Raw genomic sequence first — 25,839 nt, forward strand, 5'->3', positions numbered from 1 at the left:
GATCGTGTAGCCGCCGGTGAACCCGCATTCGTCACGAAGCCGGTCGAACACACGCTTGGCCGTGTGCCGCTGCTTGCGCGGAACCTTCACGTCCTCATCCAGCCATCGATCGATGGTCGCAACGAACGCGTCCAGCTTCGGCCTCCGGATCGGTGATCGGCGCCGATAGCCCGGCGGCGTCGAATACGACAGCATCTTGGCCACGCTGTCGCGCGATATGTTGAAATGCTTCGCAGCCTGACGCCGGCTCATTCCTTCCGAGCAAGCCAGACGAACCTTCAGATACAATTCCACGGTGTAGATCCCCTAACCCTCCTGCGCTCGTTGCAGAAGGAAAATAGGTGGCCGGGTTTTACGCCGCCCGCAGCGGGATTATCCCGCCGCTACCGTGGACGAATTTTGCACCGCCGCTCTCATACGGGTTAGAGTGCGCTCTAAGTCAAGAGGTAATTTGTCGCTTTGTCGTGTCGCCAAATGCTGACTTTCCGGTCCAGAGCGCGCAAAGCTAAAATTGCTCGGCAAATCTCGTCGCAAATGTCACGCGCAAAAGTCTAGCGGTTCACGGGGACTTTCGCGACAACCTTGCCGCCAAGTCTCTTTTGAGCACTGTCCGCTCTGAGAGTTGACCAAAATCGCAGCTTTGGGCCGACCGGGCTAGGTCGGCGTTATCGGGCGTGCCGACGTCGAGCAGGCACGAGAAATGGGTGAAATAGCCAGCCATGATGGCCTCCTGAAACGAGAACGTCAGGCGCGATGGCCGGGCGGAGGGACGGGTTGGGAAGGAATGCGCGAGACGGCCGAAACCGTCCCGCGCCGGTGCGCTATTCGGCGGCGATGGCGCGCAGACCTTCGTCCTCTTCGTCGGACAGCTCGTCATCGTCGGCGAGGAAGGCCGGCAGCGCCTCGTCGCCTTCGCCGCTCGTCGCCGGCTCGTCGTGTTCCACCATGCGCAGCGGCTCAGGGAGCCAGCCGGTCTCGGCCAGCAGGCGTTCGGCTTCCTTCGCTATGTCGCCCTTCTTCAGATGGCTGATGAGCTGGGCGGCGCGCTCGCCCGCACCTTCGCGGACGGCTTCGAGAATGCGCGGCTTGGTCACGCGGCCGAGATAGTTGTCGACCGTGGGCCTCCAGCCGGCGTCGACCACCATGTCGAAGCCGGTGGCGCGGGCGATGCGATCGGCACCGGAGAGGCGACGATCTAGTCCGAACTGCGAGACGCCGGAACCGCTGTGGGGGTTCGGCCGCTCGTAGAGGGCGTTGACGCCATAGCTGACGCAATGAGCCAACAGCGCCATCCGGCTGGCGTCGTCGAGCGCGGCGATCCAGTCCCAGAGCGCACCTTCGTCGGAGGGCACATCGGCCTGCCAGGCGTCGAAGCGTTCGTCGATGGCCTTGGCCGAGGGCGTGTCGCCGAGATCGGCGCCCTGCACACCGAAACGCTGCTGGCGCACGGAGATCTCCATGCAGCCGGTCGGCGCGGAGTAGTGATAACGTTGCATCACCAGGCGGTGCAGGAGCGCCGTCATCGCGACATGCGGGTTGTTTGCAAGCGCCTCGTGGAGCGCGAGCGTGCGATGGGCGGTAAGTTCGATCACCAGTCGCTCGGGAAGTGGCTTGATGCTGTCATCCTCGTCCTCCTCCGCATCCACCGGCTCGCCGCCGATGGTGATGACGGCGCGCTGGACGCTGGCTTGGGCCGCGACCGCGCCGCCTTCGGCATCGGACTCGCCGTCGCCGGCATCCTCCTCGCCGTCGACGGTGACGGGCGCCTCGTCCTCGGGACGGGCGTAGCCGCGCGCAACGACAAGCTCGCCGGCGCGGTCGATACTGATGAAGACGCCCGCGCGGGCGATCTCGGCAGCGTCATAGATCGCCGGGCGGTTTTCGAAGGTGCTCAGCGCGGCCTCGATCTCGCCGAGGCGCGCGTCGATATCATCGGGCAACTCGTCGTAATCGGCGTGTTGCGCCTCGAGCCGCTCATATTCCTCGCGCAGCGCCTCGCGGGTGGCGCGCTCCTCCTCGCTCAGATCGGGGAACGTGCCGGTCAGGACGCGAAGGCCGCGATCATGGCCGTAGGGCAGATCGGTATCGACCTCGATCCACTTCCAGCCTTCGGCCGCGACTTCATCGGCGATGCCCTTCAGCTTGTCCGAGACCAGCCGGTCCAGCAGCGCGGGGTTTTCCAGCCAGCCCTCATCCTCGTCGGAGAAGAGATCGCGCAGCATCACGCCGCCGGCCTGCTCATAGGCTTCGACGCCGACGAACTGCGCACGCTTGTCGTCGGTCGGCACGGTCGTCTCGGTGAGAAGATCGCGAATATTCCAGGGCTGGCGATTGTGCGAACGCTGGATCGCCTCCCAAACCTGCTCCTGACGGGCATGATCCGTGTTGACGGTGAACGCCTCCAGCATCGCCAGTGTCATCTCGCTGCGCGCATAGGCGTCCAGCAGGGACTGCGCGACGCGGGCGAGCCGAAGCCGCTGGGCGATATAGCGCGGCGTGGTGCGATAGGCGTCGGCGACTTCCTCCTTGGACATGCCGCCGTCGACCATGCGCTTGAACGCCTTGAACTGGTCGAGCGGATGCAGCGCCAGCCGGATGACGTTCTCGGCGTAGGAATCGTCGACGGCCGAGGTCTTGGCATTGGCCTTCTTGACCAGGCAGGGCACCAAGCCGTCGGCGGCGAAGCGGCCTGCCGCGACCAGGCGGGCGATCGCGCGGTAACGCCTGCCGCCGGCCGGGGTCTCGAAATCGCCGGTCTCGGCGCCGGCCTCGTCGAGGACGGCATGGACATTGAGGCCCATCACGAGATCTTCGCGGCGGTCGATGTCCCGGGTCAGCTCATCGAGGCCCTGTTCGACGTCGATCTCGCGGACGTTGCTCTCCGACAGCCGAATGCGGTTGAAGGGAATATCGCGCGTGCGGGAAAACTCGATCATCGGGGCGACCGAGTTCTTCTTGCGGGCAGCGGCCTTGGCCATGGTCTTCACTCCATGACGGACTCCGTGAGGCTCTCTCTCGGATCTCAATCCGTCACGAAGCGAAGCGCCGCCCTCTCACTCTAGGAGGGCAGCGCCATGCACCATGCTCGCGGGATTGTCGCAGACGCACGCATTCGGCTTTCCGTATTTCCGGCTTTCAGCCGATCAGATTCCGCACATCCCCTCACATTCGTTCTGCCAGAGATCGAGCTGACCGTGGTCGGCCGCCGTCGCCAAGTCCGCTTCCTTCAGCGGCACGGCCGAGCGGTGAAGATAGACTTCGCCACGAATGCCGCGCAGGCCAGTGCGGATCGTGGCGTCGAGCGACACGGCGTCATCCCACGCCTCGGGATCTTGGTCGCGCAGGCGCCGCCATGCCGCGTCGGAATGAAAGGGACAGCCGATGCAGGCGCTCTTGGGCGGCCGGGGATAGTCATGACGCTCCAGCCAGCGCAGGCAGTCGTGCCGGGTCATGCCTCGCTCGATCAGCGGCCAGCGGTTGACCTGCCAGTCCTCGAACGACGGCTTCATGCGCAGCGCCTCGTCGAGTGAAATGCCGATCCATTGCTCGGCGACCGGCGATCCGGGCGAGCGCCGTCCGGCTATGCCGAGCAGATCGCGCACCTTCCGGCGGATCGGCACGATCTTGTAGGAAGAGGTGCATTGTCGGCGGATCATGCCGACACCGATGCGCTCGGTTCTGAGAATGCGGGAGCCGACGGGAACGAGGTCGCCGTTCTCGTCCTCATCATAGACGGGTAGCTCGGAGCCGGCCGGCGTGACCGTGCGGGTGAAAGCCGGGATCGAAGCCCATCGTTCACCGCGCGAGGCGGCAATGAGGTCTGCACGCAAATTCCCGGCTGACACGATATGGACGGGGAACGGCAGGACGTTGGGTGTTCTGAGCCAGGCGAGATGCTCATAGACCGCTTTGGATTCCCAGCCGGTGTCGGCGAAAATCGCACAATCCGGCATGGGGCCGATTTCACCATGAGCGGCCATCAGGGCGAGCGTGGTGGACTGGACGCCCGCACCGAGACTGAGTACGCGCAACTGTATGTCGGCGGCGAGGCTGGGATCGGGCGCGAAGCCGGGAAAAGCGAGCGCGTTCATCACGCGGCCCTCCGCATATCGTCGGTGTCGGGAAGACGCTCGGCGCCCGGCAGGAAGGACAGGAGCCAGTCCGCCGCCTTGCTCGCCTGCGAAGCGGCGCGGACGATGGCGCGATTGTCCTCGCGCAGAACTTCCAGCCAGGAGCCGATATAGTCGGCATGGCGCACGGTCGGGACGATGCCGAGCGAAGCGCAGCAGAATGCTGAGATCAATTCGGCCGTGATCTCCTCGACCGAATAGAGCTTCGAGCCGAAAGAGCCGGAGAGATTCCGGTTCAACCGGTGCGCTGCGCCGCTGGCGTGACCGAGTTCGTGCAGTACCGTCCGGTGCCAGTTGATCGGCTCGAAATAGGCGGCCGGCGGCGGCACCTGCACATAGTCGAGCGCCGGAACGTAGAAGGCCTTGTCGCCGCCGATGCGGAAGTCGATGCCGGTCGCGTTGATGAGTGCCTCGACCTGGAGCTCGATCATGCCGGGCGGTGGCGGAGGCGTGGCCGCCTCGATGTCGTCGGGCAGCTCGTCGCATTGCGCCGTGTTGAACACCGTGAAGCGTTTCAGGAACGGAATAGCCTGCGCTTTCTCGCCGGCCTCGAAGGCGCGGCGCTTCTCGTTCTCCGGCGTGAAGCGATCGGCATAGACGACGGTGGTGCCGCGCTCGCCCTTGCGGACATGGCCGCCGAGCGAGAGGGCCTGCCGAAAAGTGAGCCAGCCCTGACCGGGGAAGCCATGCTCGACGACGGCGCCCCAGAGGATCAGGACATTGATGCCGCTATAGCTTCGGCCGGTCGCGGCGTTCTTCGGCAGGCCGAGCGGCGCCTGGGCGGCCGAGGTTCCCCAGGGCTGCACCCACGGGACGCGGCTGGCTTCCAGCTCGGCGATGATCTTGTCGGTGATTTCGTCATAGAGGTTCGTCCGGTCAGCGCCGGTGCGAGGGGTGCGGTCATATCTGGACATCGCGGTTCTCCGCGACGGGCGCCGGAAGACTCTCCTCCGGCTATCTACCCGTCACGGCAAACCCGATCCGCACTCTCACTCTCAAGGGGCGTTGCGGGGTCTCCCCGCAGAAGGGGTCGGCCGAGACCATGGCTCGGCCGCAGGGGAAGGCTTTCCCCTCATCACGCTTTCAAGCCGCTCCGTTTCCGGCACCTTGGCTGTTGATCGTCTCCTGAAGGTTTCCGAGCGTGGTCAGGATCGCATCGAAGGCCGGCGGCCGCTCGTCGAACATCATCGGCGCCATCGCCCTGTAATCGGCCTGCAAGTCCTTGATGCGGGTCGGGTCCGGCGTCAGGCGCAGCGTTCCCGGTTTCGCGGTATCGTAGCTGGCCCAGCCCGACCGGAAGAATGTCGCCTTGTGCTTGGCGACCTGCGCCAGAAGCTCGAAGTCCGACGCCGCCGCCTGTCCTTCCGCCGTGTCGAGCAGCATCGCGAGATCGTAGTAATGGCGCGAGAAATATTGAGGTATCGCCGAATCTGCCGGGCGATGCGCCTCGGCATGGAGCGCCGTGGCCTTTTCCCAGAAGGTGCGACGCGCGGACAGGACGGTCACGACGACATCGGGCGCGCTGAAGAAGTCGGGAAAATCCTCCGCCGAATAGGGGTGGATGGTCTTTTCCTCGGTCGGCCAGGGATCGCCGCGCGCGCCAAGCTCCAGCTTCACCCGCGGCGTGATGTAGCCGATGCTCTCATATTCGGTCGGCGGCAGCGCCGTCGGATAGTGGAAGTTCACCGTCTGCGCGTCGTTCGGATCGATTTCGAGCGACCACGCGCTATCGGCGGGCTCGCCCAGATGCTCGACGATCGCGGCGTGCAGCGCTGGCATCAGCTTCTCGGCGATATGCTGCTCCACGTCGCTCACGAGATCTTCGATGATCTGGCCGGCCTTCTTCTTGCTGAGGCCGTCCTTCTCGGGATCGCGATCGCCGGTATAGCCGAGGTCGGCGCGGTCGAAGGACAGGTCAATGTCCTCGGAAAAGCGGCGGATGGCGTTGAAGGCTTTGGAGAGCGACGTGCCGCCCTTGAAGACGAGCGAGGCGGTGTCCTTGCCCTGCACGTCGAACAGCCGTTTCAGCGTCCAGCAGACCCAGAAGTCCTTTTCGACGATGGTGTTCGCCATGTCTCGGGTCGCGCCGGTTTCCCCGAAGAGGGCGGCGCGGTCCTGGGCTGGCAGGCGCGCGACGTTATCCATCGGCGCCTGCCATGCTGGCGATCGAGACGAGCGTGGGCCGCATCCAGGCCGGCGCCTGAACGGCCGAGGTCGCGAGGGCTTTCTTGTCGGACGCCGACAGATGATAGGCGGCGACCTGCGCGACATCGGTGGCGCGCAAGGGGCCGACATGCCGGAGCGCCTGAACGACGGTGCCCGCCGGACTGCCGGGGGCGATCAGATGCTTGGGCGATGCGTGCCGAAGGTCCACGACGCGCTTGCCGAGGACGACGCGCCGGGACGGCCCGTCGGTGAGGTAAGTGCTCTTTGCCGGCATCTGCGTCGAGAGGCCAAGGGCGTTTGCGGCCCGCGCGCCCGCGATCTGCACATGCGATCCGGTCTCACGCGCCAATGCCTGTGCGACATCATCGGGCGTGGGCGAGAGCGCGCCGAGCTTCGGATGAAGCTTGGGATAGTCGTAGAGGCCACGGGTCAGACGACGCAGCGTGCCGCTCTTGACCAGTCGTGAAAGCGCCTGGTCGACGGCCGCGCGTCCCGCCATGTCCAGAAAGTCGCTGGGCGTGAAGACGCCGCCACGCCCGGCGGAGCGGGCGCGCTTCATGATCCGATCGGGAACCGATGTGGACGTGGCTTTCATGCGTCAGAAAATAGTACATGTTTTTCTGACATTCAAGGGCGATGATTTCTGGAGCAGACTCAATGTGGAGCGTTCACAAAGGATGTTTGGGTCGTTTGGGCTCTGGCGACCCTCTATGCAGCGCCGCTCGGCCAGCATCTTGTATTCAAGGGTGGCACGCCTGCTTCAGCCAAAATCTGGATGCACTTTACGAGTCGTTGGCCTAGAAAGATTCCTCGGAGAGCGTGTTCAGACAGGAGCCAGACCATGATCAAGATGAGCGTCTACTATCCGGCCGATGGCGGCTCGAAGTTCGATCACGAGTACTACCGCACTCGCCATATGCCACTGATCCAGGAACGGCTCGGCGATGCGTGCCTGCGCTACGAGATCGATAAGGGCCTTGCGGGTCGCGAGCCTGAAAGCGCGCCGGAGTTCGTCGCGGCGTGCCACGTCTACTCGCCGACCCTGGAGACATTCCAAGAGGCGCTCAGTCCCCACCGCGCGGAGATCAGCGCGGACGTCGCCAACTATACAGACATCACACCCATCGTGCAGATCAGCGAAATCGTTGGAGACTAGAGGCTTCGAGCGCTTCCTTGGCTAGGCGATCTGGACCGGTTTGTTTGCAAGAAGACTCTGAATGGACTTGAGCGCTATCTCTATACAAAGAAAGCGCATAATCAGTTCACGCATCTGGCTCTTCCGAAACATGATGCCCGCCGGTTGTCGCGGCGTTTGCTGTGCAACCTCGCCCTTCGGGCGGTGCGCTTGTTTCATAGGCGCGTAGCAATGTTGCCACGTTTGTCCGGCTCCCGCGGCCTAGCATACCGCGACCCAAGCAGCACCGTGAGAAATTTCCGGGCTTTGGAGCTTGCAACAATATCTTTACCCGACGATCTGGTGCACCAACTGCACACGATCGTCGGAATCCGCACGCAGGATGATGCCATTGATTTTACTTCGACCTGCACGAAAGGAAGATCTTGACGACCTATGGGCGTTCCTTGCCGTGGCGGCATACGAGCCTGATGCGGCTACCGCGAGGGGCATTCCAGCCGTTGCAGTCCATCTTGCCGAGTGGAAGCGGGAATGCGATTTCGGCTATGTGGCAGAAATGAATGGCCGGCCGGCCGGAGCGGCATGGGCGCGCCAGTTTGCGTTGCACGAAGAGCCAGCCTTCTTTGTCGATGATCGAACTCCCGAGGTATCCATAGGCGTTGGCTTGACCATGCGCGGCAAAGGTATCGGCGAAGCGCTGTTGGGAGAGCTTATTCTTGAAGCCAAAAGCCGCGGGGTCGGCCTGTGCCTTAATGTCCGGGATTCGAACCCCGCTATTCGGCTCTATGAGCGCGTCGGCTTTTGGCGCGTACCCGGCACGGAGGTGAAGAACCGCACGGGGGGACTGTCTTTCGGAATGCAATTGCGAAAATCTTGACCAACAGGAAGAAGACCGCAGGGCAAATAATCGACTATCCCTGAAGCTTCGGCTTATCCCAGGTCAATATGCCGTGGCTCGCATGCCTCCCGATGCCGCACTTCCCGGATGGGCCTCCGGGCCAGGTTTGTCAGCCATGATCCGGGCGGATGGTGAACTTACGATCGTATGCGATCAGGAGCGCGTTCCAATGGAGGTGGAGGCTGAGCGAGATTGGGTATGCTTGCGCACCATCGGGCCGTTCGATTTTCAGACCACTGGAGTTGTGCAGTCGCTGATTTCTCCGCTTTCCAGTCATGGCATCGGGATTTTCGTTCTCTGCACATTTGACGGAGAGCTTTGCGGATACGTCACCCTTGGTCGAGCCGTTTCAGGACGGCCGCCACGATGGCCTCGGGCCTATCTTCCTGAACGAGGTGCCCGGAATCGGATACGGGGATGCACTCGGCGTCGGAGATCGACGCAGCTAGGGCCACGCCCTTCTCAAAGGGTATCCATTCGTCGTTCCGACCCCAAAGAACTGTCACGGGGCAGTCCATCCGCCCGTATCGCCCTTCGACTTCATCGGTGAATTTCTGATCCATCTGCGCGATTTGGCGATAGAACGCGGGCTGGCCGACCGGCCCGAGCCACGGCGCGCTGTAGATTTCCAGCGCCCGTTCGGACAGCGGATTATAGGCAGCCGTTTGCAAGTAGGCCCGCAACAGCGCCCGGTGCATGTAATCCGGCATCCCGGAAAAGGCCGCTTCATGGTTGCGGACATGCTGGACCAAAGCAGAACCCCAAGGAGCGAGGGCAACGGCGTCAAAGATCGTCAAGGAGCTATAACGTAAGCCATTCAGGTAGTAGGCGCGCAGTGCCGTGGCCCCGCCGAAGTCGTGCGCCAGCACGTCAGGACGTTCGAGGCCCCATTCCGCAAACAGGCTGGCGAGGGTCTTGTTCTGCACAGCCAGAGACACGTCTTGCCCCTCGCGCATCTCCGACAGCCCGTAGCCGACCAGATCGAAATAGTAGATCGTCCTACGGTCGGCGAGCTGCGGCACGATTCTGCGCCAGACTTGCGAGGAAAAGGGTGTCCCATGAAGCGCCACCAGTGGCGGCCCGTTCCCAATCTTACCCCAACGAACGGCATTTCCTTCGATGATCGTGGTGTTGGGCAGGTCCAGCATGATAACGACTCGCATTGTAATTTAGCTAAATGACTATATGATAGAAAACATGGACAGAGCAACCCAAATCAAGGCCATGGCGAGCGAGCAGCGCCTAACGGTCCTCCGACTGCTGGCGGAACCGCAAAAGCATTTCGGCCATCAATGGTCCGCCGATCCGGTCGAGTTCGGCGTCTGCATGACATTGATTGCCGAGGCCTTAGCCGTTGCACAGCCTACGGCGAGTCGGCATCTGGAAATCCTCAAACAAGCAGGCTTCATCACGGTGCGGAAGCACCTGAAATGGTCGTATTGCAAACGGGATGAGGCCGCCATTAGGGAATATCTAGATTGGCTGGGAACCGAGCTTTCTTCGACGGGGTAGGTCTGCCGTTAGCTGCTGTCGCATAATTCTTAAGTTTTGCGACAAAATCCCTGGCGCTGATTTTTCAGGGGAACGTGAGGCGGCGTTCAGGATATTTACGACTACGGACCTTCAGGGGTCGGAACAAGATTTGTTCCCGCAGACAAGCGGACGCTTCTCAAAATTCAAGATCGGCAGGCGCTTTTCGACATCCCGACTGACGAGGACAGTCTGATCCGTCATTATCACCTGTCGCCAGCCGACCGGCTCGAAATTGACGTTCGCAGACGCGAGCATAATCGGACTTGCGAGGAAAAATCTCGGATGATATTTGAACGATCGTTACACTCTGGAACGAAAGGTCAAATCATGCCATCTGCCGAATCCCGCCCGCCCTTGCCCCCGTTCACAGCCGAGTCTGCCACTCAAAAGGTTCGTCTCGCCGAAGACGGCTGGAACGGCCGTAACCCGGAAAAGGTTTCGCTGGCCTATACCGAAGGCACCAGATGGCGAAACCGCACCGAATTTGCGACCGGCCGGCCGGAGGTCGTGGCATTCTTGACCCGCAAATGGGCCAAGGAGCTGGATTACCGGCTCATCAAGGAGCTTTGGGCCTTCGGTGGTAATCGCATTGCCGTGCGGTATGCCTATGAATGGCACGACGATAGCGGCAACTGGTTCCGCTCCTATGGTAATGAGAATTGGGAGTTCGATGAAAACGGCCTCATGGCAAACCGTTTTGCCTGCATCAACGATCTGCCGATCAAGGAAACCGAACGCAAGTTCCATTGGCCGCTCGGGCGTCGCCCGGACGATCATCCGGGGCTGAGCGAGCTGGGGTTGTAGTTGCCGCGTGTCGTTGCTGAAAAGGCTGATGTGATCCCGTTGCTCGCCGAGGTATTCCGCGAGCATGGTTATGAAGGTGCGACGATCTCGCGCATCCATGACAAGACGGGTTTCGGTCGCGGAAGCCTCTATCATTTCTTTCCGGGAGGAAAGGAGGATATGGCGGCCGCCGTGCTTGCCGAGGTCGATGGGTGGTTTGAGCAGCACATCTTTGAACCGCTGCGCCAAGCCGACGACGCGGAGCTGGCGATCGGACAGATGTTCGATGCCGTCACGACCTATTTCCGGTCTGGCGGCCGCGTGTGCCTGGTCGGGGCCTTTGCCCTGACCGATGCCCGGAATCGCTTCGGTGCTGCGGTCGGTGGATATTTCGCGCGCTGGATCGAGGCGCTTGCACTGGCGCTACGCCATGCGGGCGCTTCGGACAGCATGGCCGTGGCGCTGGCCGAGGACGCCGTTCTCGGCATCCAGGGCGCTATTGTCATTGCCCGTTCGCTGGACGATCGCGCGGCATTCGAGCGCGCCATGCAGCGGATACAGGCGCGCACTCTCGTATGGAAGGAATAGGCAATACAGAAGATCCATCTTGCCGAGGGGGTCGGTCGTTTCAACGACTATTGGAGTCCGAAGATCGCCGGGGAGCTGAATGACTCCTATGTGAAACTGGCGAAATTTTCCGGCAAGTTCCATTGGTATCAACATGACGACGAGGACGAATTGTTTCTGGTCGTGAGCGGTCGTTTGCGCACCGGCGACTTAGACTTTGACCGACAGAGAGGTGAAGCCACGCCTGTTCCTAGGGGGCCGGAACCATAAAGGGAATTCCTCTGGGGCAGGATTTTGTGATCCAGGGTCTCCGGGAGGCATATATTATGAGTCGCGAATATTACCGCAGATGCGGTACACGCGCACGAAGGAAGGAAATCAGCGCGCTCAAAGGGGCAGGAACGTGGCGTCGGCTTGAGTAATACAGGAACGGCCCCGCAAAGGACGGGCACCACTCACCCAGCACCGGCACGAGGCGCCCAAGTGATATGGCATCTGCCACATAGCCTTCGAACATGAAGGCAATCCCGGCGCCATCGATAGCTGCCTGACGTTCGACCGCGGCGTCATCGACGGTGAGTGGTCCGGTCGGAGCGATTGTATAGGATTGACCTTCCCGTTCAAAAACCCACGAAAAGATGGATCCGTTCGGAAATCGATGGCGGATCAACCTGTGATTTGCCGTCAGGTCGGTCGGCTTGACGATTTCAGCTCGGCTTTCAAGGTATCGAGGGGATGCAACCGCGATCATACGCATGGGAAGATCCAGAGGAACCGCGATCATATCCTGGGACAGGCTCTCCTCGAATCGGATGCCGGCATCGAAACCTGCTTCGAAGACATCGATAAGCCCGTCGTTGACCGACAGGTCGAGCTCGATCCTTGGGTGGCGCTCGAGAAACTCCGCGATGAGCGGCGCAAACACGAGATAGGCCGCCGGCGGCGGAGCGTTTATTCGAAGTCTGCCGATGGGCTCGGCGGACTGCGCGGCGACGGTATCGACCGTTCGTGAAATGGCTTCCAGCGCTGGAACCAGGCCGTCGAGAAGTGCCACACCCGCTTGGGTGGGTGTAACGCTTCTGGTGGTACGATGAAGCAAACGGACGCCCATATCATCCTCCAGACGTTTGACGGTCTGACTTAACGATGACGGGGTCACACCCCGCTCATCTGCCGCCTGCCTGAAACTGCGGAGCTCAGCCACGCGAACGAAGACCGCGAGGTCGGTGAGTGACGGACGCACTGTGTAATCCAGCTAATTAATCCATTAATGATTGTTCGTATTATCACGCCTTTTGCGGGGGAGTAAACAGGATCTCGCAACGTCAAAGGAGCTCACAATGTCTGAACAACTTACCCTCGTGGCCATGCTCAAGGCCAAGCCTGGTCGTAGTGAAGAGCTCGGCTCAAGGCTCAAGGCCCTGATCGAACCGACACGGGCTGAAGCCGGCAATATCGACTATCTGCTCCATCGCGCGACCGATGGTGACGATACGTGGATGCTCTATGAGAACTGGCGTTCGAAGCAGGACCTCGACCTTCATTTCGAGACGTCGTACCTGAAAGATTTCCTGAAGGCTGCCCCTACATTGCTGGCAAACGAGATGGACCTCAGGTTTTTCCAGCAGACGACGTAACGCTTCCGGCTGGCGGCGGCCTGCTTCGCGAAGAGGGAAGGACATGAGGTTCGCCGTCATCGCGAAGCACCGGAGCATCTTGCCGGTGGTATATCTGCACAGACCAAGCCCGCCTCCATATGAGCATGGTCTCGATAACGCCGAATATACCAGCTCGCATGGTCCGACTGTAGCCTGAACTACTTTATCGCCATCGCGAACGCCCCGAGCGCTCCGGTGCATGCCAACGCCCGCACATGGTTCCAGAACACCCAGCGATCGAGAAATGCTGCCCAGAGTGCCGCACCGTCGGCGCCAGCCGGATTGGCCGCAGCCAACGCATCGTTCATTGGCACGTTGATGCTCACGGTAACGGCGATATTGCCGACGAGGTAGAGCACTGCACCGGTCAGGATCCAGGCAGGCCGGCTGATCCAACCAAGCAACGCGGCGACGATCAGCATGAACATGATCACTGCCGTCCCCATGAAGATCGACAGAAATAGCGGATTCTGGATGATCACGTTGACGTGGTTCATTGCTGTCATGCCTTGCGGGCCTGGCATCCTCGCCAGTGCCGGCATGACCGAGTTCGAATAAGCAAAAAACAGGCCTGCCATCATACCGCTGCCGAGCAGGGCGAGCAAAGTAATCGTGGAAATGAGCATTGAAAACATTACTGCCTCGCTTGACGTTGATGCTGCTGTTGTGACGGCCGCATTGGCGGAACGGTCGAGCCGGTGGGCCCCCCGTGTGTCAATGGGTGGGGTGTTCTAAACTTGCGTGCGATCTTGAGCGTTGATTGCAAATTGCGCCGCGAAAGCCCGGATATAGGCGGGTCGAGCTTCTCCACGAGCTACATAGGCAGCCAAGTTTTGATATTCGTCCAAAATGCCTGACATTCTTAGTCGCAGCAGCACTGACACCATCAACAAATCGCCCACGCTGAACGCACCGTCGAGCCAGTCGGAAACGCCTAAGTGAGCCGAGAGCTTGTCCAGTCGAGCGCGAATACGGTCCTTCACCAATGGCAAGCGCTCCTCGGTCCAAGGCTTGTCACCTTCGAGTATTTTCGCCGTCGTTAATTCGAGGATAGTCGGTTCGATGGTGTTGAGTGCAGCAAACATCCACGTGATCGCGCGCATGCGGGCGTTGCTATCCCTCGGCAGCAGGCCCGCATGCTGCTCGGCCAGATAGAGGACGATTGAGCCGGTCTCGAATAGCACGAGAGAGCCTTCCTCATAGGTGGGTATCTGGCCGAAGGGATGGATGGCCAAATGGTCAGGCCCCTTCATGTTTGCGAAGGAAATAAGACGAACCTCATAAGGCTGCCCCACTTCTTCGAGTGCCCAGCGAACGCGCATGTCGCGCGCCAGTCCCTTGCCGCCATCGGGTGATCGTTCAAATGCTGTGATGGTGATTGTCATTGCATTCCTCTCTTGGTGGCCTGGAGCGCGCTGCAAGGATCGCCGGTTCACAACCGGAACGTCAGATCCCCTTTACATAGCCGGCGGCTTCAATGATCTGCCCGTCGCGCACCCGCATGAGATTCACCCCGCGCACCGAACTGCCATGCTCCGAACCCCATCTGAGCCGCCACCGGATTTCGCCGCGATCACCGCGCGCGATAATGCGTTCCGCCTCAAACCAGATATCCGAATTGGTCGCGATACCCGTCCACAACTGGATGCAGGCGGCCTTGCCTTCATGGCGCGAGCCGTCTGGCGCGGGTTGGGTGTTCTCGATGACGCAATCATCGGCAACCAGATCCTGCAAAGGCGAGGGATCATGGCTCAGGAACGCTTGATTGAAGCGCGCCAGGATCTCCGCAGTCTTGACGCTCTCCGGATCGTTGAAGCTGTCGTTTTTCATCATTTCCTCCATCGTCCGCGTCACGCCGCGACGCGAGGCGCGAAGAATATCCCATCGGCGCGGGGAGCGAGCCCTTCGGCCTTGACCGCTTCGCGCACTGCAGGACGAGCGCCGACCTGACGCATGAATGCTTCGAGCCGTGGCCAACGCGACAGATCGATGCTCAGCCAGGGCGACCAGTTGAGGCAGACGAAGAGATAGATATCCGCAACGCTCAGTCTGTCCCCAATCAGAAAGTCTCCCGCAAACTGGGTCGATATCCATTCGAGTCGCCTTGTGACGTGCTCGCGGAGCACATCCTTCACCGCAGCGTAATCGGGGTAGAACATCTGGGCCATCGGCTTGTGGAGTTCCGTGGCCACGAAATTCAGCAATGACTGGATGCGCCGGCGCTCCTGAGCATCTCTGGGGGCCAGGCCGCCTGCCGGCTTCATCTCGGCCAGGTGTTGAACGATCGCCGGCCCTTCCAAAAGCGTTTCGCCGTCATCCAACACGAGTACCGGCACATAGCCGTTTGGATTGATGGCAAGAAAATCCTGCCCGTCGCTGGTCCTGTGCGTTGCGCGATCAACCTCGATGATGCGGACATCAAGATCAAGCTCCAGAGCGACGATATGAGGCGACAGAGAGCAAGCCGCCTGATGGACATAGAGTTTCATGATAATTCCTTCGATCCTTGGTCGCCGAACCGATGCAGCTCGACTTTTATGCGATGTCGCATATAACAAAAGCGGTGACAACAATTTTATGCGGGAGCGAATAAAATGGAGAATCCAAAACGCGGACGACCGGTCCAATATGACCGGGAACAGGCGCTTCAACGGGCGAGCGATGTCTTCTGGTCGGTCGGTTTCGCTGCCACTTCGCTCGATGCTCTCAGCGAGGCGACGCAGATGACGCGGCCGAGTCTCGCAGGAGCCTTCGGCGACAAGGAGGCGCTATATATCGAGGCGCTCAAGCGCTACCGCGACGCCGGAGTTGACGCGATGAAATCGACCCTGAGTGGCCAACGATCGTTCAGGAAGGAACTCGCGGACGTCCTTTGTAATGCGACAGATGTTTACATGGCTTCGGCTGATGCTGCACGTGGGTGCCTGCTCATCGGCACCGCCTCAGTCGAGGCCGTGCATCGGCCGTCCGTTCGCAACATGCTGAAGGAAAGCCTCGGCGCGTTCAACGCTGTCTTGGAGGAGCGCATTCGCCAAGCAATTGCCGATGCTGAACTCGACCCGGACGCCGACGCCGCCGGGCTTGCAGCAGTGACCTCGGCCATCATGCACTCGCTTGCTGTTCGGGCTCGAGCCGGCGAAACGCGACATGCGCTCGACGAGCTCAGCGGCGCGGCGATCGATCTGATCTGCAGGAAGAGGCCTCCCGAACATCAAGAATAGATTCACCCCGGTTCGCGGAGAGATCTCCATCAAAGGCCGCTCGACATAGCTGCTCCTTGTTGCTCGCCCGGATGCCGGTCCCCTTACCGGAGCAAAACCCTCTTGCATCACGGGCGGCAACCACAGGAGACTCTAAGGGCTTTTCTGAATACGCGAGGCGGTCGCTGCAACCTTAGACAAGGCTGCTTCCAGTTGTTGTAAACGCTCTGGAGCAAGTTTGTAGAACGCCCAGTTCTTGATCCGCTTTGAGTTTACGATTCCGACTTTCGCTAGGCATTGCAGATGATTGGTGACTGTCGGCTGGCTCAACCCGATCTTGTCGGTGATAAACCCAACACACACACCGTCATCCACGAGATCGCCATCCCTCTGTTCGGGGAAATGCGACCGAGGGTCTGCGAGCCATTCGAGGATAGTCAGTCGGTGTTCATTGCCCAAGGCTCGCAACAAGTCAGCCGTTGACAAAGCGTCATCATCCATATAGCCATTCTTCTATATAGTTATTTTGCTATTTAGGTAGGTATAGGACATGGCGGAAAAAAACAAAAGCTCGGACCGCTTGGTCTCGATAGCCGACGTTTTCAAAGCCGCGGAAAATATCAGAGGGATGATACGGCATACACCGTTGGCTCGCTCGGCAGAATTGGCGGCATTGGTTGGTGCAGACGTTCGGCTCAAACTCGAAAATCAGCAACTGACCGGAAGCTTCAAGCTGCGCGGTGCAGGAAATGTGGTTGCGCACCTGAATCAGAATGAGCGCAGTGTCGGTGTTATCGCACCGACAGCCGGTAATCATGGACTGGCCCTGGCTTACGCGGGCCAGGCTGCCGGAGTGCCTGTGACAATCTGCCTGCCACATACCGCCGACCCGGCAAAAATCTCCGCCATGAAGAGATGCGGCGCCCGGATCGAATTCTACGACGAGATCGAAGCGGCAAGGCAGGCTGCGCTTGCGAATGCTGAACAAGCCGGTGCCACTTTCGTGTCGGCCTATGCCAACCTGCAAATGATCGCCGGGGGCGGAACCGTCGGACTGGAAGTCTTAAACGAGTGGATCGATACGGAGGTTATCCTTGTCGGCATCGGAGGCGGAGGTCTCGCCTCAGGTATCGCCACAGTGGCCAAGGCCATTAATCCTGCCATTGAAATCTGGGCTGTCCAAAGTGAAGCCAGCCCAACTTTCATCCGCTGGAAAGAAGCCGGCGAGCCTGTGAATGTTCATCTCGCGGAATCTATCGCGGAAGGTATAAGTGGCTTCATCGAGCCGAGCACGGAAACGTGGCCAATTGTGCGTGATCATATAGACCGCATACTGCCGGTATCGGAGTCCGAGATCAGAAAAGCCATATTCTGGATGCTCGACCATCATCAGCAGGTGGTTGAACCTTCCGGGGTTGCCGCAGTTGCCGGGGGCATCCGATATGCCGGCGAACTCGCAGGACGTAGAACTGCCGTGGTCGTAACTGGCGGGAATATCTCAGGCGACCGATACCGCTCACTGACGTTGCCCCCCAACCTTTATCCAACGTGATGTAGGCTCGGGCGGTTGGTTTGGCCGATCCCGTCGCGGGTTGATGGGAACAGGGTCTCGTTGAGCGGTTCGTCCCGCAATCGGCCGTTGAAGCTCTCGATGAACGCATTCCGGATTGGCTTGCCAGGGGCAATGTAGTGCCAGTCGATCCCCATCCGTCCTACCTCTAGCGTCTTCCAGTTATGAAAGGTCAGCAATGCTTTACGCCATCCTCTGCTATGCTTCCGAAGACGTCGTTTGCGCCTGGAGCAAGGAGCAGGACGACGCCGTGAGAGCCGATATCGCCGCGGTTCAGGAAAAATACGCCCGCGCCGGCAAGCTCGGGCCGGTGGCACGGCTGCTGCCGACGACCACGGCCACGACGCTGCGCAAGGTGCGTGGCGAAGCGGTGGTCACCGACGGACCTTTCGCGGAGACGAAGGAGCAGTTCCTCAACTACTACACTGTCGATTGCTCCGACCTGGACGAGGCGGTCGCCTTCGCCAGGGAACTTTCCGAGGTCAACCCGAGCGGCGGCTCCTACGAGATCCGGCCGGTGAGCATCATCAACACGCGTGCTTTATAAGGAAAATGCCATGATACTGCCTGATGGTTCCCTCTATCCGAAAATCCATCCAACTGCCCGGATTGCCCCCAACGCCGTTATCAGCGGCGATGTCGAGATCGGGCCGGATACCTCGGTTGGCTTCGGCACCGTGATCGTCGCCGAGTCGGGTCCTGTAAGGATCGCAGGTAAGACGGTGATCATGGAGAATGCCGTGCTGCGCGGTATACGCGGTTGCCCGCTGCATGTCGGCAGAAATGTGCTGATCGGCCCGCGCGCCGTTCTCAACGGTTGCGTAATCGGGGAAGAGGCATTCATCGCGACCGGAGCCACGATCTTCAACGGGGCGATTATCGGGGCTCGTGCCGAGGTCAGGATCAATGCAATTGTACACCTCAGGACGCGTCTGGCTGCGGGCGCCATGGTGCCGCTTGGCTGGATTGCCGTCGGCGACCCTGCCCATATCCTTCCTCCGGATCGGCATGAGGAAATCTGGACGATTCAGAAGGAACTGGATTTTCCGTCCTTCGTATTTGGTGTCGCGCGTCCTCCCGAGGGCGAGACCATCATGCGCGATGTCATCCCCCGGTATGCAGCGATGCTGGCGAGACGACACGCCGGGGATGCAGACGCCGGCATTTGAGTTTCCGTGGTCCTAAAGAAACAATCGTCGGCGGGGAATACTTGAACCGCGCCACATCTCCCCCCTTCTGCTGCTATTGCGGCACCGCCACGGTAATCGTGCATTTCTTATCTTTCTTCATCCTGGCTTCCCAAGCGGGTAAACGCCTTCGCCTCACTACGCAGGTGCCTGTTCGATTGGCCTATCTGACCTCAGGTCGTTCCCGAAGGCGGAGCTTTGAGAGCGGCAATCAGTTTGCCGATGCGCCGTTCCCGAATTTCCGCGCTCCTGGCTTCCTCAATCGTTCTGACGTGCTTTTGCTGAAGCCCGAACGGCAGACGGTTGAAAGACGCTCTGGCTTGCGGACAATCATTGAGCGCGTCCGCGAGGTCGGCGGGCTCGGCAACTTCCCGCGGCGCCTCGTCCAGTTCGACATCTATTTCGATGACATCGCCTTCGCTGATCCTCGCGGCGGCGCGGTTGGCAGCACTGATCCCTATAAGCCGCTGCCCACGCATTGCCGCCACCCTGCTGCGCCAGGTGTGGCCGTTGATCGTGATCGTCACCGGAGGGCGGCCCGCAGGCCCGAGCGCCTGCATAACGTCGTCAGGCACCTCGACGCCTGTCGCATTGCCGGAAGGAATGACTTGTGCCCGGAATTTCATCTGACGATCACCTGCAACGTTAATCCAATCGTGACAGTACTCCGTCGAGCAAGGCAAGGAAATGCGGCCAGCCAGCCTTTGACCCTGATAGAACTGCTCCTGACCGGCCCAAAAACAAGACTGTACCACGCGCAAGCTTGCGCATGCGGCCGATGGAGCGAATGTCCGGGCCACTACGCTTTCAAGGCCGTTGGTGGTCCAGCTATGGGCCAAGGTTCGGCTCGGCTCGATTTCCAGAATCTTGGCCTCCATTGCGCCTTGGGGAGTTGCCGCTCAAGGTCCAATATGTCCGCGTAGAGCCTCTTTGGCCGTATCGATGAAAGCCCGGAGCTTGGGCGCCAATTCGGCGCGGCGCGGGAAATAGAGGAAGAGCCCTGCCTCGTCGATAGCATGGCTGGCCAATACCTGAACCAACCTGCCGGCTGCAATGTCCGCCCGGACCAGCGGCTCGAACACATAGGTCAGGCCGACCCCGGCCAGTGCCAGTTCGACCGCGGAGTGGGATTCAGTCACAATGGCCGAACCACGCACGGCCACCGCAATCTCGCGGCCCTCTTCCACAAATTCCCATTGATAAAGCCCGCCTGAACGAATGAGGCGGTAACCAATGCAATTGTGGTCTGAAAGCTGCGCCAGCTTCATTGGGCGTCCGTTGCGACTGATATAGTCGGGCGCGCCCACCACGATTGACTGAAAGGGTGGTGTCAGCCGCACCGCCACCATGTCCTGTGCGATCATCTCTCCAACGCGTATTCCCGCATCGAAGCCTTCCGAGACAATATCTGTCAGCCGTTCATCGGAGAATATCTCGATCTCGACCTCGGGATAACGTTCCGCCATAGCTGAGACAATTCGCGTTACGGCAAGCGGCAGGCAGATGCGGGCGGCGTTGAGTCTCAAAAGCCCGCTGGCCTGCCCCTTGACCGCGCGAATGAATTCGATCCGTTCATGGATGTCCTGCAAGGCCGGCGTCAATGTGCTGACAAGGCTTCTTCCGGCCTGTGTAAGTGCAACACTGCGTGTCGTGCGTGCGAACAATGGCTGGCCCAGGCGCTCCTCCACAAGCCGCACTGCATGGCTCACGGCAGATGTACTCATGCCGAGCTCGCGCGCGGCGGCAGCGAACCCGCTGCGCCTTGCTACGGCGACAACCACGGGCAGATGAACAAGCAGATCGCGATTCATTATTAAACCATATCGCACAGTGCATGCAGATTAAACCTCCTTATCGGAAGGTGTTCTATCCGCCAGCTTATGCGCACCAACATTGAGCAACTGCGGCTGGTCGCCTGCCGGGCCGTCAACGCGACGTGGAGAACATCATGGGTATGACCTACTACACACTCGGCAAGAGCGGCCTCAAAGTGCCGCGGCTTGCGCTCGGGACAATGACTTTCGGCACGAATTGGGGTTGGGGGGCGGACAGGGAAACCGCTCGCGCCATGTTCGATATTTACGTCGAAGCGGGCGGCAATTTTTTCGACACGGCGGATGCGTATACAGGCGGCACGGCGGAAGCCTGGCTCGGAGAGTTCATCATGGAGCGCGGGCTGCGTGACGAGGCAGTGATCGCGACCAAGTTCAGCATGAATCTCGAAGCCGGCAATCCGAACGCAGCCGGGAACGGACGCAAGAACATTCTGCGAGCGGTCGAAGGTTCGTTGAAACGGTTGAACACGGATTATATCGATCTCTTCCTGTTGCACTGCTGGGACCGCCTTACCCCTCCCGAGGAGGTCATGCGCACCTTCGATGATCTCGTCCGTTCAGGAAAAGTGCGTCATGTCGGTCTGTCCGACGTGCCGGCATGGTATGCAAGCCGGGCGCAGGCCGTGGCCGAGCATCGCGGCTACGAGCCCATCTCCGCCCTTCAACTCGAATATTCTCTTGCTGAACGCCACATAGAGGATGAGTTCGTTCCCTTTGGAACCCGCTACGGCGCCGGCATCATGGTGTGGAGTCCCTTGGCCAGTGGCTTGCTGAGCGGAAAGTATCACGCCAGTGCGAACAAGACTATTGAAGGTCGGCTTGAAACGGTGCGCGGAACACGCAATCCCGGCTTCCAGAAGTTCACCGAGCGCAACCGGGAGATTGTCGCGGAACTGGAAAAGGTTTCGACCGAACTCGGCCGCAGCATGGCGCAGGTGGCAGTGAACTGGGTCATGACCCGGCCAGGTGTGGCATCTGTCATTCCTTGGCGCGACGAAGCCCGAACAACTTGAGGATAATCTCGGGGCGCTGCACTTCGAGATCCCGCCTGAGCTGCGTGATCGGCTGGATAGGGCAAGTGCTCTGCCATCGACATTTCCCTATTCCTTTTTCGGTCCCGAAATCCAAGGCAGCCTGACCGGCGGGAGAACCGTGGCGGACAAGCCGGCAGGGTATTTTCCGAACCTGGAAATGTCAGGCAGCTTCGCGGGTGTGAGTTGAAGTGATAGTCAACAAACGCATCATCCACTCTTCATTGAGGCGAGTAGCTGTTCGGCAGGCATGGTCATGCCTCGCTGGTCATCTCGCCTTCGCCATGACGGCAACGATGCGCCATCATGGCAATGCGAGTCTTTCGCTCCCTTGAAAAGCGTGGTGAATCCTACGCACCTGCAGCTCGAAGATGGCTCGCTGTTGCCGGTCATGGCCGACCAGCCCGTACTGAACATAGACATCTATCTCGTTAGAACTGACACACGACCGACCAAGCGCATGCAAATCGCGGCGGACGAACACGTTTCCGAACGCGCGAATTGTCCAGGAGATTCAAGCAGCAGCGCACACCGGCTTGGCCTGACTCAGTAGCCAGTTTGCAAAAACCTGCATTGCGCCTGAGGGGTGCTTGCTTTGTAGCCTGGTCAGCCAGTAACTGCCCAGGCCAATCGAAATATCGAACGGCTGGACAATCTCGCCGGTGGCCAGCAGTCTGGCGAACATCAATGGCGGGGCAAGGGCGACGCCCGCACCCTGAATGGCGGCCTCCATCATCGCAAGCGAGGAATCGAACGTCATACCGCGCACAGTGGCAGGCTTCTTCAGCCCGGCTGCGGCAAACCATTTCGGCCATTCATCATTGCGGTAGGAGCGTAGCAAGGTCTGCTGGTTGACCTCTTCGGGTGACGGCAGCCGGGCGGCCACCTCCGGGCTACATAGCACCGATAGCGGGGCCTCGAACAGTTCGACTGCATCCAGACCATGCCATGCGCCGGTGCCGAACCGTATGGTATAATCCAGCCCTTCGGCGGCGATATCGACGCGGTTGTTGTTGGTGGAGAGCCTCAGATCGACAAACGGCGCCTGCTCGCGGAATGTTTGCAGCCGGGGCAGCAGCCAGCCCACGGCGAAGGTCCCGACGGCCCCGACGGCCAGCACCTCGCGCAGATGCCCCTCCTCAAACCGGTCGAGGGTCTCGCCGATGCGGTCGAAGGAATCCCGCACCACCGGCAGTAGGGCCTCGCCCTCTTCCGTGACCATCAGGCCGCGCGGCAATCGCCGGAAGAGCGACACGCCCAGCTGCGCCTCCAGATTCTTGACTTGATGGCTGACGGCCGCCTGCGTGACGCAAAGCTCGATCGCGGCGCGGGTAAAACTGTGATGCCGGGCGGACGCCTCGAAGGCCCGCAAGGCGTTAAGCGGAAGATGTGGCCGATCCATCGATACCCAAATAATTCTAATGTCTCTGTCGAAATATCATCGTTTGCCGGGTGCGGACATAGCGAATACGCCTCGCCACCGGGTATTAAACGGCATCATCACTCACAAGGACATCTTTCGGCATGAGAAAAATATCGGCATTCGCGCTGGCATTGGCTTTCAGCATAAGCGGCGGCGCATGCGCCATTGCCGCCCCACCGGCCATCTGGAGCCAGCCGACAAAGCCGTTCAAGATTACCGACAACATCTATTATGTCGGCACAAAGGGGCTGGCCTCCTATCTGCTGGTGTCGGACGGAAAGGCGATCCTGCTCGATGGAACGCTGGCGAAAAACGCCGGGCCGATCGAAGACAATATCAGGGCCTTGGGGTTCAAGCTCGAGGACGTGAAAATCATCCTCAACAGCCATGCCCATTACGACCATGCGGCCGGAATCGCGCAATTGAAGCGCGACACGGGCGCAACGTTCATGGCCATGGAACAGGACAAGCGCGCGCTTGAGAGCGGCACGCCGGAAGGCGACACCAATTATGGCATCATCCGTTTCCCGGCGGTCAAGGTGGACAAGGCGCTGCATGACGGCGACGTCGTTGCGCTCGGCCAGCTTCGCATGACGGCCACGCTCACGCCCGGCCATACGAAGGGCTGCACGACATGGTCGCTGAAAGACACCGACGAGGGGACGGAACGGCAGGTCATCTTTCCGTGCAGCGTCAGCATCGCGGGTAATGCCCTGGTGGGCAACAAGGGCTATCCGGGTATTGTCGCGGATTTTCGCACAAGTTTCGAGCGGCTTGGCACCATGAAAGCCGACATCGTTCTGCCATCGCACCCGCAGGTGACCGGCCTGTGGGAACAAAAGGCCAGACGGGACGCCGGCGACAAGGCCGCCTTCGTCCAGCCCGGTCTGCTGCACAAGATCGTGGAACGATCGCAAGCCGCGTTCGAGAAGGAACTCAAGGCGGAGCAAAAATAGGCCGGGCGGACCTAGAATTACTGGCCAATCAGACACATGCTTGCCGTCGGCGCATCATCTCTGAGCGTAGCCTGCGCTTTTGCGGTCGCTCATCCGGTGTTCGATGGAGACGGCCCATTTCGGAACGGAGAGGATTTCGGCACGCCGGCAACCTGCGAGTCGATCGGTGACTGGATCGATCGGCTGCCGGATTGCCGTGGCCGTATCACCATGGTCATGGCGGTTCACGCTTGGCTGTTGGCGCTATGTGTTCGAAGAGTGGCGATCCACGTTAGCGCGAGGAAGGCGGCGCCCACCGCCACGCAGATAAGAGCGAAGCCGGAAACGCCGGTCCAGCCGTGCGAGGCCCATACAATGCCCGCTCCGGCGCTGCCGATGACCAGCATCGAAAGCCTCGTCGTGCCGTTCATCGTCCCGGCGCTTGCGCTGCTGCTCGACGCCAATCCGGGGCTGGATGTGGAAATCCTGTTCTCCACCGCGACGATCAACATGCACCGTCACGACGCCGATCTGGCGCTGCGCATGGTGCGGCCCGAACGCGGCCATCTGCGCATGCGCCAATTGGCGACCATGGGCTTCGGCCTCTACGGTCCGCCTGATGGGACCCGACCGGGCCGCGTCGTTGCCTGGCCAGAGGCCGCCAGTCTCGGCACGCTGCTGAAATGGACGCAGGCTTTCGCCGAGGCGAAAGCCCCAAGGCTGACGGTGAACACCCTGCCGGGGCAGGTCGAAGCGGTCCGGCATGGCATCGGTGTCTCGGTGCTGCCGCATTTCGTGGCGCGGGATGCACGGCTGCGCCTTCTCGCCGACCGCCTGCCTGGCGGCGAGATGATGCAACGGCCGATCCTTCTCGTCACCCATGCCGACCTTGCCGCCTCGCGCCGGGTGGGAAGCGTGGCCGAAGCGGTGAGCGAGGAAATCATCCGCCAGCGCCGAGCTTTGGCGGAGCCATAAGCGGTAGCGGCTTTCCGCATTCGTATCGCTGTGCGCCGGAATAGTGTGACCACGATCGAAATGTTCCGAATAGGATAGCAAATGAGGCGACGAATACGTACAATGCATTCGTTGCGAACACTTTCGCCGTTCGAGGCCCGCACATGACGCGGCGGCCGTCATCTGCGATAGATGGCGAAGTTTTCTTTGGGCTCATCAGCCGAAAAAACCCAATGTTTTCATAAGTGGTAGTTTTTTTACGGTAGACGCGACGGCATATTGGTTCTCAGAAAAATTTTTTCGCTTTATTTTTCAATGAGATGGATCGTCTGGTCGATAATTGAGTGGGAATGATTTCGCGCTCATGGTGCGCGATCTATGTCCCGGCGCAGAACGATCAGCGTAGTGAGATCATGCACCGCTTCGGCGCTGGCCATGATGTCGCGCATGGTATTTAGCCGATCGATAGACGGCACTTCCACCTCGATAACTAGATCGAGATGGCCGCTGATCGACGACACCCGCCGCACCTCCGAATAGCTCGCCAGCGTGTCCAGCATGTCGATGGCCGGCGTGTGAGACAGGGTGATCAACAGGAAAGCGCGGATGGCATTAGGCTCCATTTGCCCGATGTCGGCCCTGTAGCCCCGGATGACTCCAGTGCGCTCCAGTTGGGTAACGCGTTCGCTGGCAGCACTACGCGACAGACCGACCCTTGCGGCAAGCGCCTTCATCGGAATGCGTGCCTCGCGTGAAAGGATGGCGAGGATGGCTCTGTCCTTGGCGTCCAGTTCCTTCATTTCGTGTCTCCGAACATGTGCCGGTCCATGCGGT

28 protein-coding genes and 6 pseudogenes are annotated in these 25,839 nt (G+C 60.4%); 16 read left to right on the forward strand and 18 right to left on the reverse strand.

All coding sequences use genetic code 11. The features are described from left to right. From BFN67_RS10805 to BFN67_RS10830, 6 genes and pseudogenes are all read right to left on the reverse strand, one after another. Positions 1 to 294, reverse strand: a pseudogene (locus BFN67_RS10805) (IS21 family transposase); the annotation flags it as partial. Between the two features lie 527 nt (positions 295 to 821). Continuing rightward, a complete protein-coding gene (locus tag BFN67_RS10810) occupies positions 822 to 2,978 on the reverse strand; it encodes a ParB/RepB/Spo0J family partition protein (RefSeq protein WP_192856805.1) in 2,157 nt (718 codons plus the stop codon). A 165-nt stretch (positions 2,979 to 3,143) separates the two neighbouring features. Continuing rightward, the gene (locus BFN67_RS10815) at positions 3,144 to 4,091 is read right to left on the reverse strand and encodes a hypothetical protein (protein ID WP_080919640.1); all 948 of its coding nucleotides are present in this window, start codon (positions 4,089 to 4,091) and stop codon (positions 3,144 to 3,146) included. Further along, positions 4,091 to 5,044: an ArdC family protein gene (locus tag BFN67_RS10820; RefSeq protein WP_080919641.1), complete on the reverse strand. Its 954-nt coding sequence runs from the start codon at positions 5,042 to 5,044 to the stop codon at positions 4,091 to 4,093. Before BFN67_RS10820 ends, BFN67_RS10815 begins: the two co-directional genes overlap by 1 nt. A gap of 169 nt (positions 5,045 to 5,213) precedes the next feature. After that, entirely contained in the window at positions 5,214 to 6,275 is a 1,062-nt protein-coding gene (locus tag BFN67_RS10825; RefSeq protein WP_080919642.1) for a nucleotidyl transferase AbiEii/AbiGii toxin family protein, read from the reverse strand. Then, positions 6,268 to 6,855: a DUF6088 family protein gene (locus tag BFN67_RS10830; RefSeq protein WP_080919718.1), complete on the reverse strand. Its 588-nt coding sequence runs from the start codon at positions 6,853 to 6,855 to the stop codon at positions 6,268 to 6,270. The genes BFN67_RS10825 and BFN67_RS10830 overlap by 8 nt, the downstream gene beginning before the upstream one ends. A 282-nt stretch (positions 6,856 to 7,137) precedes the next feature. Between BFN67_RS10830 and BFN67_RS10835 the strand changes: the two genes are divergently transcribed. The 3 genes and pseudogenes from BFN67_RS10835 to BFN67_RS25215 all read left to right on the forward strand — a co-directional run. Next, positions 7,138 to 7,452, forward strand: a complete 315-nt coding sequence (locus BFN67_RS10835; protein ID WP_080919643.1) for an EthD family reductase — start codon at positions 7,138 to 7,140, stop codon at positions 7,450 to 7,452. Positions 7,453 to 7,813: 361 nt separating this feature from the next. Further along, positions 7,814 to 8,308 (forward strand): GNAT family N-acetyltransferase, encoded by a 495-nt coding sequence (locus BFN67_RS10840; RefSeq protein ID WP_080919644.1) that lies wholly within the window; start codon positions 7,814 to 7,816, stop codon positions 8,306 to 8,308. 73 nt (positions 8,309 to 8,381) lie between these two features. Continuing rightward, positions 8,382 to 8,627, forward strand: a pseudogene (locus tag BFN67_RS25215) (ACT domain-containing protein); the annotation flags it as partial. A gap of 31 nt (positions 8,628 to 8,658) precedes the next feature. Here BFN67_RS25215 and BFN67_RS10850 read toward each other — a convergent pair. Then, the gene (locus tag BFN67_RS10850) at positions 8,659 to 9,477 is read right to left on the reverse strand and encodes an alpha/beta fold hydrolase (protein ID WP_080919719.1); all 819 of its coding nucleotides are present in this window, start codon (positions 9,475 to 9,477) and stop codon (positions 8,659 to 8,661) included. 49 nt (positions 9,478 to 9,526) lie between these two features. On the opposite strand from BFN67_RS10850, the gene BFN67_RS10855 reads away from it, so the two are divergent. From BFN67_RS10855 to BFN67_RS10870, 4 genes and pseudogenes are all read left to right on the forward strand, one after another. Next, positions 9,527 to 9,841, forward strand: coding sequence for an ArsR/SmtB family transcription factor (locus BFN67_RS10855; protein ID WP_204842153.1), 315 nt, complete (start codon positions 9,527 to 9,529; stop codon positions 9,839 to 9,841). A 162-nt stretch (positions 9,842 to 10,003) separates the two neighbouring features. Continuing rightward, positions 10,004 to 10,111 (forward strand): annotated as a pseudogene (locus BFN67_RS25220) (hypothetical protein); the annotation flags it as partial. 78 nt (positions 10,112 to 10,189) lie between these two features. Further along, positions 10,190 to 10,666: a nuclear transport factor 2 family protein gene (locus tag BFN67_RS10865; protein ID WP_080919647.1), complete on the forward strand. Its 477-nt coding sequence runs from the start codon at positions 10,190 to 10,192 to the stop codon at positions 10,664 to 10,666. Beyond that, the gene (locus BFN67_RS10870; RefSeq protein ID WP_080919648.1) at positions 10,667 to 11,233 is read left to right on the forward strand and encodes a TetR/AcrR family transcriptional regulator; all 567 of its coding nucleotides are present in this window, start codon (positions 10,667 to 10,669) and stop codon (positions 11,231 to 11,233) included. Between the two features lie 319 nt (positions 11,234 to 11,552). Here the strand turns inward: BFN67_RS10870 and BFN67_RS10880 are convergent, their stop codons facing one another. Further along, positions 11,553 to 12,455, reverse strand: coding sequence for a LysR family transcriptional regulator (locus tag BFN67_RS10880; RefSeq protein ID WP_080919649.1), 903 nt, complete (start codon positions 12,453 to 12,455; stop codon positions 11,553 to 11,555). A gap of 97 nt (positions 12,456 to 12,552) precedes the next feature. Here BFN67_RS10880 and BFN67_RS10885 point away from each other — a divergent pair, with 97 nt between their 5' ends. Then, complete coding sequence (locus BFN67_RS10885; RefSeq protein WP_080919650.1) at positions 12,553 to 12,849, forward strand: putative quinol monooxygenase; 297 nt, start codon at positions 12,553 to 12,555, stop codon at positions 12,847 to 12,849. A 179-nt stretch (positions 12,850 to 13,028) separates the two neighbouring features. Here BFN67_RS10885 and BFN67_RS10890 read toward each other — a convergent pair whose 3' ends face one another. The 4 genes from BFN67_RS10890 to BFN67_RS10905 all read right to left on the reverse strand — a co-directional run bounded on the left by BFN67_RS10890 (position 13,029) and on the right by BFN67_RS10905 (position 15,359). Further along, positions 13,029 to 13,496, reverse strand: a complete 468-nt coding sequence (locus BFN67_RS10890) for an anthrone oxygenase family protein (protein WP_342587446.1) — start codon at positions 13,494 to 13,496, stop codon at positions 13,029 to 13,031. Positions 13,497 to 13,601: 105 nt separating this feature from the next. Then, on the reverse strand, positions 13,602 to 14,255 hold the full coding sequence (locus BFN67_RS10895) for a glutathione S-transferase family protein (protein WP_080919652.1): 654 nt from the start codon (positions 14,253 to 14,255) through the stop codon (positions 13,602 to 13,604). A 61-nt stretch (positions 14,256 to 14,316) separates the two neighbouring features. Further along, complete coding sequence (locus BFN67_RS10900) at positions 14,317 to 14,703, reverse strand: nuclear transport factor 2 family protein (protein ID WP_204842155.1); 387 nt, start codon at positions 14,701 to 14,703, stop codon at positions 14,317 to 14,319. Positions 14,704 to 14,720: 17 nt separating this feature from the next. Beyond that, positions 14,721 to 15,359 carry a glutathione S-transferase family protein gene (locus BFN67_RS10905; RefSeq protein ID WP_080919653.1) on the reverse strand — a complete coding sequence of 213 codons (639 nt, stop codon included), beginning with the start codon at positions 15,357 to 15,359 and terminating at the stop codon, positions 14,721 to 14,723. Between the two features lie 105 nt (positions 15,360 to 15,464). On the opposite strand from BFN67_RS10905, the pseudogene BFN67_RS24855 reads away from it, so the two are divergent. Both BFN67_RS24855 and BFN67_RS10910 read left to right on the forward strand, forming a co-directional pair. Next, positions 15,465 to 15,590: pseudogene (locus BFN67_RS24855) on the forward strand (TetR/AcrR family transcriptional regulator); the annotation flags it as partial. Between the two features lie 3 nt (positions 15,591 to 15,593). Then, a complete protein-coding gene (locus BFN67_RS10910) occupies positions 15,594 to 16,091 on the forward strand; it encodes a TetR family transcriptional regulator C-terminal domain-containing protein (RefSeq protein WP_245295236.1) in 498 nt (165 codons plus the stop codon). A 132-nt stretch (positions 16,092 to 16,223) separates the two neighbouring features. Here the strand turns inward: BFN67_RS10910 and BFN67_RS10915 are convergent, their stop codons facing one another. After that, positions 16,224 to 16,571, reverse strand: coding sequence for an ArsR/SmtB family transcription factor (locus tag BFN67_RS10915; protein ID WP_080919655.1), 348 nt, complete (start codon positions 16,569 to 16,571; stop codon positions 16,224 to 16,226). 49 nt (positions 16,572 to 16,620) lie between these two features. Between BFN67_RS10915 and BFN67_RS10920 the strand changes: the two genes are divergently transcribed. Continuing rightward, a complete protein-coding gene (locus BFN67_RS10920) occupies positions 16,621 to 17,622 on the forward strand; it encodes a threonine ammonia-lyase (protein ID WP_080919656.1) in 1,002 nt (333 codons plus the stop codon). A 41-nt stretch (positions 17,623 to 17,663) separates the two neighbouring features. Here the strand turns inward: BFN67_RS10920 and BFN67_RS10925 are convergent. After that, positions 17,664 to 17,771: pseudogene (locus tag BFN67_RS10925) on the reverse strand (integrase core domain-containing protein); the annotation flags it as partial. Between the two features lie 47 nt (positions 17,772 to 17,818). Here BFN67_RS10925 and BFN67_RS10930 point away from each other — a divergent pair. Both BFN67_RS10930 and BFN67_RS10935 read left to right on the forward strand, forming a co-directional pair. After that, positions 17,819 to 18,187: a YciI family protein gene (locus tag BFN67_RS10930; protein WP_080919657.1), complete on the forward strand. Its 369-nt coding sequence runs from the start codon at positions 17,819 to 17,821 to the stop codon at positions 18,185 to 18,187. A 10-nt stretch (positions 18,188 to 18,197) separates the two neighbouring features. After that, complete coding sequence (locus tag BFN67_RS10935; protein WP_080919721.1) at positions 18,198 to 18,809, forward strand: gamma carbonic anhydrase family protein; 612 nt, start codon at positions 18,198 to 18,200, stop codon at positions 18,807 to 18,809. Positions 18,810 to 19,000: 191 nt separating this feature from the next. Here the strand turns inward: BFN67_RS10935 and BFN67_RS24635 are convergent, their stop codons facing one another. Beyond that, positions 19,001 to 19,705 (reverse strand): YdeI/OmpD-associated family protein, encoded by a 705-nt coding sequence (locus BFN67_RS24635; protein ID WP_204842157.1) that lies wholly within the window; start codon positions 19,703 to 19,705, stop codon positions 19,001 to 19,003. A gap of 21 nt (positions 19,706 to 19,726) precedes the next feature. After that, entirely contained in the window at positions 19,727 to 20,638 is a 912-nt protein-coding gene (locus BFN67_RS10945) for a LysR family transcriptional regulator (protein ID WP_080919659.1), read from the reverse strand. A gap of 137 nt (positions 20,639 to 20,775) precedes the next feature. Here BFN67_RS10945 and BFN67_RS10950 point away from each other — a divergent pair. Continuing rightward, a pseudogene (locus BFN67_RS10950) lies at positions 20,776 to 21,883 on the forward strand (aldo/keto reductase). 324 nt (positions 21,884 to 22,207) lie between these two features. On the opposite strand, the gene BFN67_RS10955 reads toward BFN67_RS10950, so the two are convergent. Then, on the reverse strand, positions 22,208 to 23,095 hold the full coding sequence (locus tag BFN67_RS10955; RefSeq protein WP_080919660.1) for a LysR family transcriptional regulator: 888 nt from the start codon (positions 23,093 to 23,095) through the stop codon (positions 22,208 to 22,210). A gap of 122 nt (positions 23,096 to 23,217) precedes the next feature. Here BFN67_RS10955 and bla point away from each other — a divergent pair, with 122 nt between their 5' ends. Next, entirely contained in the window at positions 23,218 to 24,072 is an 855-nt protein-coding gene (gene bla, locus BFN67_RS10960) for a subclass B3 metallo-beta-lactamase (protein WP_192856806.1), read from the forward strand. Between the two features lie 375 nt (positions 24,073 to 24,447). After that, a complete protein-coding gene (locus BFN67_RS10965; protein WP_204842159.1) occupies positions 24,448 to 25,026 on the forward strand; it encodes a LysR substrate-binding domain-containing protein in 579 nt (192 codons plus the stop codon). A 341-nt stretch (positions 25,027 to 25,367) separates the two neighbouring features. Here the strand turns inward: BFN67_RS10965 and BFN67_RS10970 are convergent, their stop codons facing one another. After that, on the reverse strand, positions 25,368 to 25,805 hold the full coding sequence (locus BFN67_RS10970; RefSeq protein WP_080919661.1) for an Lrp/AsnC family transcriptional regulator: 438 nt from the start codon (positions 25,803 to 25,805) through the stop codon (positions 25,368 to 25,370). Positions 25,806 to 25,839 lie beyond the last annotated feature (34 nt).

Origin of the sequence: Manganibacter manganicus (genome assembly GCF_002075885.1) — a bacterium.
In the GTDB taxonomy this organism is placed as follows: domain Bacteria; phylum Pseudomonadota; class Alphaproteobacteria; order Rhizobiales; family Rhizobiaceae; genus Mesorhizobium; species Mesorhizobium manganicum.

Coding starts and splice junctions, on each gene's coding strand:
- BFN67_RS10955 (WP_080919660.1), bottom strand. CDS start 23,095: ATGGATCGGCCACATCTTCCGCTTAACGCCTTGCGGGCCTTCGAGGCG.
- bla (WP_192856806.1), top strand. CDS start 23,218: ATGAGAAAAATATCGGCATTCGCGCTGGCATTGGCTTTCAGCATAAGC.
- BFN67_RS10810 (WP_192856805.1), bottom strand. CDS start 2,978: ATGGCCAAGGCCGCTGCCCGCAAGAAGAACTCGGTCGCCCCGATGATC.
- BFN67_RS10865 (WP_080919647.1), top strand. CDS start 10,190: ATGCCATCTGCCGAATCCCGCCCGCCCTTGCCCCCGTTCACAGCCGAG.
- BFN67_RS10895 (WP_080919652.1), bottom strand. CDS start 14,255: ATGACAATCACCATCACAGCATTTGAACGATCACCCGATGGCGGCAAG.
- BFN67_RS10815 (WP_080919640.1), bottom strand. CDS start 4,091: ATGAACGCGCTCGCTTTTCCCGGCTTCGCGCCCGATCCCAGCCTCGCC.
- BFN67_RS10930 (WP_080919657.1), top strand. CDS start 17,819: ATGCTTTACGCCATCCTCTGCTATGCTTCCGAAGACGTCGTTTGCGCC.
- BFN67_RS10970 (WP_080919661.1), bottom strand. CDS start 25,805: ATGAAGGAACTGGACGCCAAGGACAGAGCCATCCTCGCCATCCTTTCA.
- BFN67_RS10835 (WP_080919643.1), top strand. CDS start 7,138: ATGATCAAGATGAGCGTCTACTATCCGGCCGATGGCGGCTCGAAGTTC.
- BFN67_RS10910 (WP_245295236.1), top strand. CDS start 15,594: ATGACGCGGCCGAGTCTCGCAGGAGCCTTCGGCGACAAGGAGGCGCTA.
- BFN67_RS10830 (WP_080919718.1), bottom strand. CDS start 6,855: ATGAAGCGCGCCCGCTCCGCCGGGCGTGGCGGCGTCTTCACGCCCAGC.
- BFN67_RS10905 (WP_080919653.1), bottom strand. CDS start 15,359: ATGAAACTCTATGTCCATCAGGCGGCTTGCTCTCTGTCGCCTCATATC.
- BFN67_RS10945 (WP_080919659.1), bottom strand. CDS start 20,638: ATGAATCGCGATCTGCTTGTTCATCTGCCCGTGGTTGTCGCCGTAGCA.
- BFN67_RS10885 (WP_080919650.1), top strand. CDS start 12,553: ATGTCTGAACAACTTACCCTCGTGGCCATGCTCAAGGCCAAGCCTGGT.
- BFN67_RS10855 (WP_204842153.1), top strand. CDS start 9,527: ATGGACAGAGCAACCCAAATCAAGGCCATGGCGAGCGAGCAGCGCCTA.
- BFN67_RS10920 (WP_080919656.1), top strand. CDS start 16,621: ATGGCGGAAAAAAACAAAAGCTCGGACCGCTTGGTCTCGATAGCCGAC.
- BFN67_RS10890 (WP_342587446.1), bottom strand. CDS start 13,496: ATGCTCATTTCCACGATTACTTTGCTCGCCCTGCTCGGCAGCGGTATG.
- BFN67_RS24635 (WP_204842157.1), bottom strand. CDS start 19,705: ATGGAGGCCAAGATTCTGGAAATCGAGCCGAGCCGAACCTTGGCCCAT.
- BFN67_RS10850 (WP_080919719.1), bottom strand. CDS start 9,477: ATGCTGGACCTGCCCAACACCACGATCATCGAAGGAAATGCCGTTCGT.
- BFN67_RS10825 (WP_080919642.1), bottom strand. CDS start 6,275: ATGGATAACGTCGCGCGCCTGCCAGCCCAGGACCGCGCCGCCCTCTTC.
- BFN67_RS10900 (WP_204842155.1), bottom strand. CDS start 14,703: ATGATGAAAAACGACAGCTTCAACGATCCGGAGAGCGTCAAGACTGCG.
- BFN67_RS10965 (WP_204842159.1), top strand. CDS start 24,448: ATGACCAGCATCGAAAGCCTCGTCGTGCCGTTCATCGTCCCGGCGCTT.
- BFN67_RS10935 (WP_080919721.1), top strand. CDS start 18,198: ATGATACTGCCTGATGGTTCCCTCTATCCGAAAATCCATCCAACTGCC.
- BFN67_RS10840 (WP_080919644.1), top strand. CDS start 7,814: ATGATGCCATTGATTTTACTTCGACCTGCACGAAAGGAAGATCTTGAC.
- BFN67_RS10820 (WP_080919641.1), bottom strand. CDS start 5,044: ATGTCCAGATATGACCGCACCCCTCGCACCGGCGCTGACCGGACGAAC.
- BFN67_RS10915 (WP_080919655.1), bottom strand. CDS start 16,571: ATGGATGATGACGCTTTGTCAACGGCTGACTTGTTGCGAGCCTTGGGC.